The 8319-nt window shown below is 72.4% G+C and carries 9 protein-coding genes; 6 read left to right on the top strand and 3 right to left on the bottom strand.

Features of this window, described 5'->3' with window-relative positions; genetic code table 11:
• On the bottom strand, window positions 1-1773 hold a 1773-nt coding region (locus MKK64_RS22710; RefSeq protein ID WP_243937593.1), incomplete at its 3' end, for a DNA translocase FtsK.
• Window positions 1774-1853: 80 nt separating this feature from the next.
• Window positions 1854-2549 carry a hypothetical protein gene (locus MKK64_RS22705; RefSeq protein ID WP_243937591.1) on the bottom strand — a complete coding sequence of 232 codons (696 nt, stop codon included), beginning with the start codon at window positions 2547-2549 and terminating at the stop codon, window positions 1854-1856.
• Here MKK64_RS22705 and MKK64_RS28295 point away from each other — a divergent pair.
• The 3 genes from MKK64_RS28295 to MKK64_RS22690 all read left to right on the top strand — a co-directional run bounded on the left by MKK64_RS28295 (window position 2536) and on the right by MKK64_RS22690 (window position 5370).
• On the top strand, window positions 2536-3054 hold the full coding sequence (locus MKK64_RS28295) for a helix-turn-helix transcriptional regulator (RefSeq protein WP_243937589.1): 519 nt from the start codon (window positions 2536-2538) through the stop codon (window positions 3052-3054). The two genes, MKK64_RS22705 and MKK64_RS28295, sit on opposite strands and share 14 nt — an antisense overlap.
• A 67-nt stretch (window positions 3055-3121) precedes the next feature.
• Entirely contained in the window at window positions 3122-4219 is a 1098-nt protein-coding gene (gene mtnA / locus MKK64_RS22695) for an S-methyl-5-thioribose-1-phosphate isomerase (protein WP_243937587.1), read from the top strand.
• A gap of 26 nt (window positions 4220-4245) precedes the next feature.
• Entirely contained in the window at window positions 4246-5370 is a 1125-nt protein-coding gene (locus MKK64_RS22690) for an aminotransferase class V-fold PLP-dependent enzyme (protein ID WP_243937585.1), read from the top strand.
• Between the two features lie 27 nt (window positions 5371-5397).
• Here MKK64_RS22690 and MKK64_RS22685 read toward each other — a convergent pair whose 3' ends face one another.
• Entirely contained in the window at window positions 5398-5913 is a 516-nt protein-coding gene (locus tag MKK64_RS22685; RefSeq protein ID WP_147727591.1) for a pilus assembly protein N-terminal domain-containing protein, read from the bottom strand.
• Between the two features lie 322 nt (window positions 5914-6235).
• On the opposite strand from MKK64_RS22685, the gene MKK64_RS22680 reads away from it, so the two are divergent.
• From MKK64_RS22680 to cpaB, 3 genes are all read left to right on the top strand, one after another.
• A complete protein-coding gene (locus tag MKK64_RS22680) occupies window positions 6236-6406 on the top strand; it encodes a Flp family type IVb pilin (RefSeq protein WP_243934818.1) in 171 nt (56 codons plus the stop codon).
• 368 nt (window positions 6407-6774) lie between these two features.
• Window positions 6775-7296 (top strand): prepilin peptidase, encoded by a 522-nt coding sequence (locus MKK64_RS22675; protein WP_409567995.1) that lies wholly within the window; start codon window positions 6775-6777, stop codon window positions 7294-7296.
• A gap of 230 nt (window positions 7297-7526) precedes the next feature.
• A complete protein-coding gene (cpaB, locus tag MKK64_RS22670) occupies window positions 7527-8318 on the top strand; it encodes a Flp pilus assembly protein CpaB (protein ID WP_147727594.1) in 792 nt (263 codons plus the stop codon).
• Window position 8319: the final 1 nt, after the last annotated feature.

Raw genomic sequence — 8319 nt, 5'->3', positions numbered from 1 at the left:
GAGCAGGTGCGGGATGCCGTCGTAGACCGACAGCTCCAGCATCTTCGGGTCGACCATGATCAGGCGGCACTCCTCCGGCTTCATCCGGTAGAGGAGCGAGAGGATCATGGTGTTGATCGCCACCGACTTGCCCGAGCCGGTGGTGCCGGCCACCAGCAGGTGCGGCATGCGGGCGAGATCGGCGATGATCGGCTCGCCGCCGATGTTTTTCCCCAAGCACAGCGCGAGCTTGTGCTTGGTCTCGACGAAGTCGGCCGAGGCCAGGAGCTCGCGCAGGTACACGGTCTCGCGCCGCGCGTTCGGCAGCTCGATGCCGATGGCGTTGCGGCCGGGCACGACGGCGACGCGGGCCGAGACCGCCGACATCGAGCGCGCGATGTCGTCGGCGAGCGAGATGACGCGGGAGGACTTGGTGCCGGGCGCCGGCTCGAGCTCGTAGAGGGTCACGACCGGTCCGGGCCGCACCGCGAGGATGTCGCCGCGCACGCCGAAATCGCCGAGCGTGGCTTCCAACAGCGTCGCGTTCTGCTCCAGCGCGTCGGCCGAGACCAGGCTCGCCTGCGACGGGCCGCGCGGCTCGGCCAGGAGGTCGAGCGCGGGATGGCGGTAATCGTCCCGGCCGCTGGCCGGCGCCGGGCGGCGCGCGGGCGCCACCGGCGCCACCGGTGCGGAGACGCGGGAGGCCGCGGCCTCCGCCGGCACGGGGGTCGGCTCGTCCTCGCTCCTAGAATCTTCGCCCCTGAAATCCTCGCCCTCAAAATCCTCGTCGTCGTGGACGACGGGCAGCGGACGCCGGCCCTGCGGCGCAGGCGCGGCGTGGGGCGCGGCCGGAGCCGTGGCCTGGTCGGCGCGCGGCTCGAACACCGGCTCGCCCGCGCGGCCGCCGTTGGGGAGCTGGCTCGCCCAGGGCAGGTCCTCGTCGGAGAAGGCGCGGCGGGCGGCCAGGGCCGGCGAGGCGCCGGCATAGCTGAGCGCGCCGAGGCCGGCGCGTTGCGCCCGCCACATCTCCCAGCGTTCGGCCAGGGCCGCGCGACCGCGCATCGCCGCCTGGAGCACGGTGCCGAACCCGACGATCCCGAGACCCGGCTCGTCGGATTCGTCGCGGTCGTCGTATCGCCGATCCTGCGCCGCGTCCGGATGGGTGCGGCGCGGCCGGTCGGCCCGCGCCATCGCGGGGGCCACGTCGTCCTCCGCCTCGTCGAGGCCGGGGGCGACCCGGCACGCGGCCGTCAGGCTGAGGATCGCGACGCCGGCGTAGACGAAGCCGACGAGGGCCGCGCCGGCCTGCGAGATCGCGCCGACGATGGTGCGCGCGGCCGACATCAGCGCGTCGCCGGCGACCCCGCCGAGCCCGGTCGGCAGCGGCCAGCGGGCGGTCGGCGGCAGGGCGCTGGCCACCGCGCTCGCGGCGCAGAAGCCGATGATCCACAGGGCGATGCGCATGCCGCCGTTCGGCAGGTCGCGCTCGCGCATCAGCCGGACGCCCCACAGCGCCGGCGGCAGCACGAAGGCGAGCGCACCGAGCCCGAGGATCTGCATGGCGAGATCCGAGACCACCGCCCCGGGCTGGCCGAGCACGTTGTGCGCGACGTGGTCGGTGGCGTGGTTGAGGCTCGGGTCGTCGATCGACCACGTCGCGAGGGCGACCGTCAGCGCGATCGCGCCCGTGAACAGGACGAGCCCACCGAGTTCCGTCAGCCGCCGCGCCAGGAACGGGCGCAGCGTGTCGACGAAGGTATCGTAGGGCGACGCGGAGCGGCGAAGCGAGCGCATGCGGGACCGGACGCGAAAGGAGACTCTGCCCCGGAGGCTAGGCGCCTTACGTTAACGCGCATTTAAGGTTGAAAAATCCTTCACGTCCCGGGCTTTGCCCTTGCGAGGACGGCCCGGATCGGAAACGCTTCCCTTTCCCCCCGGCCGGGCCTCCGGGCCGCCTGGGAAGACCGACGATGCTTGCCCCCGCCGAGTTCGACGCCCTGGTCGACCTGATCTACGAAGCCGCCGTCGTGCCCGAGATCTGGCCGGAGGTGCTCGACCGGATCGCCGCCGCGACGGGGTCCGTCGGGGCCATCATCCTCGCCGAGGGGCGGCACGGCCCCCGGTGGCGCGCCACCGGCGCCCTCCTGACGCACCTGCCGGAGGCGATCGCCAGCGGCCTGATGGCGGTGAACCCGCGCCCGGGCCGCGCGCTGGCGCTCGGCCATTCCGGCTTCGTCCACGACCTCGACCTGTTCACCCATGCGGAAATGGACGCGGACCCGATGTACGGGTTCCTGCGGGCCCGCGGCCTCGGCTGGTGCACCGGCGTCGCCATCCCGACGGTGGGGGAGGATGCCGTGATCTTCTCCTGGGAACGGGTCTTCGCGGCGGGGCCGTTCACGCCGGAGACCGTGCGCGCCCTCGATCCCCTGCGCGCGCACCTCGCCCGCGCCGGGCTGATCGCCGCCCGCCTCGGGCTGGCCGCAGGCCCGCAGCGTCGTCTCGGCCCTCGACCTGCTCGGCCTGCCGGCCGCGGTCCTGTCACCGGGGAACCGGGTGATCGCCGCCAACGGCCTGTTCGCCGGCCTCGTGCCCTCCGTCGCCCAGGATCGGTCCGATCGCGTCCACCTGACGGACCCGCGCGCGGACGGCCTCCTCGTCCGCGCGCTCGCGGCGCCGGTGCAGGCCGGCGACCCGAACACCGTCGCCTCCATCCCGATCGCGGCGCGGGCCGATCGCGGTGCGATGATCGCCCACCTCGTGCCGGTGCGCGGGGCCGCCCGCGACGTGTTCGCCGCCGCGGCGACGATCCTCGTCGTGGCGGATCTCCGGCAGGGCCGGGCCCTTCCGGCGGAGCTGATGCAGGGATTGTTCGACCTCACCCCCGCCGAGGCGCGCGTCGCCCGCGGGCTGACGAACGGGCACACGGTCGGCACGCTGGCCGACGTGCACGGCGTCTCGTCGGCGACCATCCGCACGCAGCTGAAGGCGATCTTCGCCAAGACCGGCACCGCCCGCCAGGCCGACCTCGTCGCGATGCTCACCGGCGCGGCGATCGGGCGCGACCCGACCTGACCTTCGGGATCCCGCGGAACGCGCGCGCGGTGGTGCAAAACGCGTTTCGATATGGCAGACCGTCATCATGAAGATCGACGGCCGCCCCTACAGGACTATCTTCCCCGACGCGGACGGCGTCAGCGTCCAGGTGATCGACCAGACCCGCCTGCCCTTCGCCTTCGAGCTGCAGCGGCTGGCGAGCCTCGACGACGCCGCGCGCGCGATCCGCACCATGGTGGTGCGCGGCGCGCCGCTGATCGGCGTGACCGCCGCCTACGGCTTGGCCTTCGCGATGCGCGAGGATGCTTCGAATGCCGGCCTCGACCACGCGGTGGCGGCGCTGGCCGCGACCCGCCCGACGGCGATCAACCTGCGCTGGGCGCTCGACCGGGTCGCGGGGAACCTGCGCCAGGTCCAGGCGCCCGAGCGATTCGCCCGCGCCTTCGCCGAGGCCGGCCGCATCGCCGAGGAGGACGTGGCGAGCTGCCGCGCCATCGGCAACCACGGCGTCGGCCTGATCGCCGAGATCGCGCGGCGGACTGGCCGGACGGTCAACGTCCTGACCCATTGCAACGCCGGCTGGCTCGCCACCGTCGACTGGGGCACGGCGCTGGCGCCGATCTACGTCGCGCACGAGGCCGGCGTGCCGGTCCACGTGATCGTCGACGAGACCCGGCCCCGCAACCAGGGCGCGGCGCTGACCGCGTTCGAGCTCAACGGCCACGGGGTGCCGCACACCGTCGTCGCCGACAACGCCGGGGGCCACCTGATGCAGCACGGGCAGGTCGATCTCTGCATCGTCGGCTCGGACCGCACCACCGCGTCGGGCGACGTCTGCAACAAGATCGGCACCTACCTGAAGGCCCTCGCCGCCCACGACAACGGCATCCCGTTCTACGTGGCGCTCCCGTTCTCGACGATCGACTGGACCCTGCAGGACGGTGTCGCCGAGATCCCGATCGAGGAGCGCGACGCGCGCGAGGTCACCCATCTCACCGGGCGGCTCGAGGATGGCGGCTTCGCCACGATCCAGGTGGTCTCGCCGGGCAGCCCGGTCGCCAACCCGGCCTTCGACGTCACCCCCGGACGCCTCGTCACCGGCCTGATCACCGAGCGCGGCATCGCGCCGGCCGACGCCGAGGGCCTGCTCGGCCTCTATCCCGAGCGCCGCCGCGCCGCCTGAGCGGCGACCCGTCGACGAGCGCGCCCATGGCTTCGCCCCTCGCCTGCCAGCGGCACCTGTTCGAGGTGCCGGCGGAGGTCGCCTACCTCGATGCCGCCGCCTGGACGCCGCTTCCGCGCAGCGTGCGCGAGGCGGGCGAGGCCGGCATGCGGGTGAAGAGCCTGCCCTGGGCCCATCCACGCTCCGAGGTGCCGCCTTGGACCGAGCGGGCGCGCTGCGCGGCGGCGGCCCTGATCGGCGCTCCGGCGGACGCCGTCGCCGTCGTCGGCTCGGTCGCCGACGCCATCGCGATCGCGGCGCGGGCGATCGCACCGGTGCCGGGCGGGCGCATCCTGCGCGTCGCCGAGGAGTTTCCGTCGCTCTGCCTGGCCTTCGACCGCCTCGCCGCGGAGGCCGGCATGGTGGTCGAGGCGGTGCCGCGCCCGGACGATGGCGACTGGACGGCGGCGCTCCTCGAAGCGACCGCCCGCCCCGGTGCGCCGCCGCTCGCGGTCGCGACCCTGACGCCGCTGCACTGGGCGGACGGGACAATCATCGACGTCGACCGTCTCGCCCCGGCCGTCCGCGCGGCCGGCGCCGCCCTGGTGGTGGACGCGACCCAGGCGGTCGGCGCGATGCCGATCGACGTGGCTCGGTTGAAGCCCGATTTCCTGGCCTTCCCGACCTACAAGTGGGTGCTCGGCCCCTACAGCCTCGCCTTCCTCTACGCCGCACCGCATCGGCGGGAGGGACGGCCCCTCTCCGAGCATGCCGGGAACCGCCCGCCGGTCGTGGGCGCACGCCGCTACGACCGCGGCGAATGCCACGATCCGGTCGGCCTGCCGATGGCGGCCACGGGCCTGGAACTCGTGGCGGGCTGGGGCGTGGCGGCGATCGAAGGCCGGCTCCGGGACTTGACCGACCGCCTCGCCGAAGGCGTGCAGGCCCTCGGCCTCGCGGTGCCGCCGCGCGCGCTGCGCAGCCCGCACATTCTGGGCCTCACGGTGCCGGGTGCCGACGCCGAGGATCTCGTCGCGCGGCTGCGAAGCCGGAACGTATTCGTCAGCGCCCGGCTCGGCCGCCTGCGGATCAGCCCGCAGGTCTTTGTCGACGAGGCCGACCTGTGCCGCGTCCTGGCGGCGCTGGAGGCGGTGCTGCCCGGTCGCGGCTAGAAATCGGCCCGCGGTCGGGCGGGAATGTCAGCGCCCGGGGCCCGTCGACCCGGCGGTGGCGAGGTTGCGGCGGGTCTCGGCCTGGCCGCTGACGTCGCCGAAATACTTGGTCGAATCGCCGAGCTGCACCGAAGGCTGGCAGTACGGCGTGCAGGAATACGAGTTCCGCTCCTCGGCGCCGCGCTGGATGGTGATCACCGAAGCCTGCGAGGCTTCCACCCGGATCGTCGTCTCGGCCAGCATCGCGCCGGCGGCGTCGAGGGCGATCAGGTTGGTCGCGCCGAAGCTCTTGCCGGTCAGCACCAGCACGCCGTTCTTCTGCAGCGTCACGTCGGCGATGATCGGGTTGCCGACGATCACCGTCTGCGTGCGCTCGGGCAGGCGCATGACCTTGGCGTTGTCGACCATCACGGTGACGACGGGCAGGGTTTCCGCCCGCAGCGCGGGGGCCGTCGCGAAGGCGAGCGCGACGGCGAGGGCGACGCCCGGCAGGCGCTTGGCCGAGCGGGCACGGGACGGGCGGTGGGGCTGGGTGAGGCGCATCGGCTGCTGAGACTCATCAATACGCTGGAGGCGCGTCGCGCGGGCGTGGTGCCTGCAGAGCGGTGCGACGCGCCGAGGCGCGCATCCCGTTCGCCTCCAGGCAACACCTTATTGGTGAAGGAACCGCTAAGCCGGCGCCGTGGCGGAGCGCCGAAGACTTGACGCTTTCTTCACCATGCGGGTGGTCGTGCCTCGATTTAGCGCTTTCGCGGACCGACTTAACCGAATGGCAAGGCGGGTTCGGCATCCTCCATCTGCCGCCGATCGAAACAACAGATCTTCGACGGTTACCTCGCAAGTGTTTCGACCAAGGATTGCAGCCATGAAGACCATGTTCAAGAACTTCGCTTCGGACGAGTCCGGCGCCACCGCGATCGAATACGGCATGATCGCCGCCCTCGTCGCCGTGGTCATCATCGGCGCGCTGACCACCATGGGCTCCAAGCTCAAGAATACCTTCAACGGCGTCTCCAACCAGCTCGCTAATGGTTAGGCTTCGCGTCCATCGGAAACGGCGCAGTCGGCGGCAACGTCCCGGTCTCCCGGCCCTCCCACGGGAGGCGGCCAGGGGATCGGGGCTCGGGCCGACAGACCGTCACGGCGGACACGGGCCGTAAGTCGGGGTGCGGTGCGTCCCTCGCGGGCGCGCATGCCCTGCCCCGCCGCGGGCCAAAGCCGATCCCGCCCCTGCGGGATCGGCTTCGCGTCGTCCGCGATCTCGGGCCCGTGCGTCCGGGCGCGGCCTGGATCGGAATTTGCGGTTTCTTCACGCCCGCGCCCGACACTCGCGACTTGGACACCCCATCGACGGTCGAATCGACCGCGATCGCAAGGATGATGGCAACGGTCATGGCAAGCGTGATGGCTAGCACCGGTCTGGCGAGCTTCGGCCTCCTGATCGTCTTCCCGTTCTTCATGGCCTACGCCGCGGCGAGCGACCTTCTCACGATGTTGATCCCGAACCGGATCTCGCTGGCCCTCATCGCCGGCTTCTGCGTGGTCGCCGCCACCGGCCTGTTCAGCCTTCCCGAGATCGGGATGCATCTCGCGGCCGGCGCGCTGGTGCTCGTCGTCACCTTCACCCTGTTCTCGCTGGGCAAGATCGGCGGCGGCGACGCCAAGCTCGCGGCTTCGACCGCGCTCTGGATCGGGTTCGACCAGCTTCTCGACTACCTGCTCGTCGCCTCGATCCTCGGTGGGGCGCTGACGCTGGCGATCCTCCTGGCGCGCAGCCATCCCCTGCCCTCCGTCGTCGCCCGCCTGCCCTTCGCGCTGCACCTGCACGACGCCAAGACCGGCATTCCCTACGGCATCGCGCTCGCGGCCTCCGCGCTGGTGATCCTGCCCGAGACCCTGGTCTGGACCCGCGCCCTCGGCGGCTGAGCCCCGAACCGAGCTGCCAGCGGCACCGACTGACGATGAAGATCGGCGCCACGGGCGGACGACCGCGTTAGGCGGCCGGAACCGCGTCATTCACCGTGCCGTCCGGTCAGACCGTCCTCGGACATCGGACGAAACGCGATGGTCATGCCTTCTTAACCCTAATTTGAGGAATTCGGCCCTAACGTCGGTCAACGGGCGGCGACCCTGCCGTTCCATGCTTTGGCCCGACGATGAAACCAGCGCGTCTTGCCGTCCTCGCCATCGCCCTCGTCGCGGGCGGTGGAGCGGCTTTCCTGATGAGCGGCGGCGATCCGCCGCCCCCGCCCGTCGTCAGGGTCGAGGCGCCCGCGCCGCCGACGACCGAGGTGCTGGTCGCGGCCGCCGAGCTGCCCATGGGTCAGGTGCTCCAGGTCGCCGACCTGCGCTGGCAGAAATGGCCCGACGACGCGCTGACCCCCGGCTACATCACCCGCAAGGACGTGCCGAAGGCGCTGGAGGAGACGGCCGGCGCCACGATCCGCTCGGCCTTCCTGGCCGGCGAGCCGATCCGCCCGCAGAAGCTCGTGCGGCCCGACAGCGGCTTCATGGCCGCGATCCTGCCCTCCGGGATGCGCGCCGTCGCGATCGTCACCGACAGCCGCGGCACCAACTCGGCCGGCGGCTTCATCCTGCCCAACGACCGGGTGGACGTGATTCGCACCTTCCGCGACGAGGACAATTCCAAGGCGACCGGCAGCGACGTGCAGGTCTCCCAGACCATCCTCACCGACGTGCGCGTGCTCGCGGTCGGCCAGCTGATCCAGGAGAAGAACGGCACCAACGTCGTCACCGGCGAGACCGCGACCCTCGCCCTGACCCCCGGCCAGGCCGAGAAGATCACGCTGGCCCAGAAGGTCGGCTCCCTCTCCCTCGCCCTGCGCAGCCTGGCCGATTCCGGCCGCCCGCCGGAAGCCGAGGCCGCGCCTCAGGAGGCGGCCCTGACGGTGATGCGCTTCGGCGTCAGCCGGCAGCAGACCCGGTGAG

The sequence above is a fragment of the Methylobacterium sp. E-025 genome (genome assembly GCF_022829705.1).
GTDB lineage: Bacteria > Pseudomonadota > Alphaproteobacteria > Rhizobiales > Beijerinckiaceae > Methylobacterium.
This window is presented reverse-complemented; position numbering and strand designations above follow the sequence as displayed.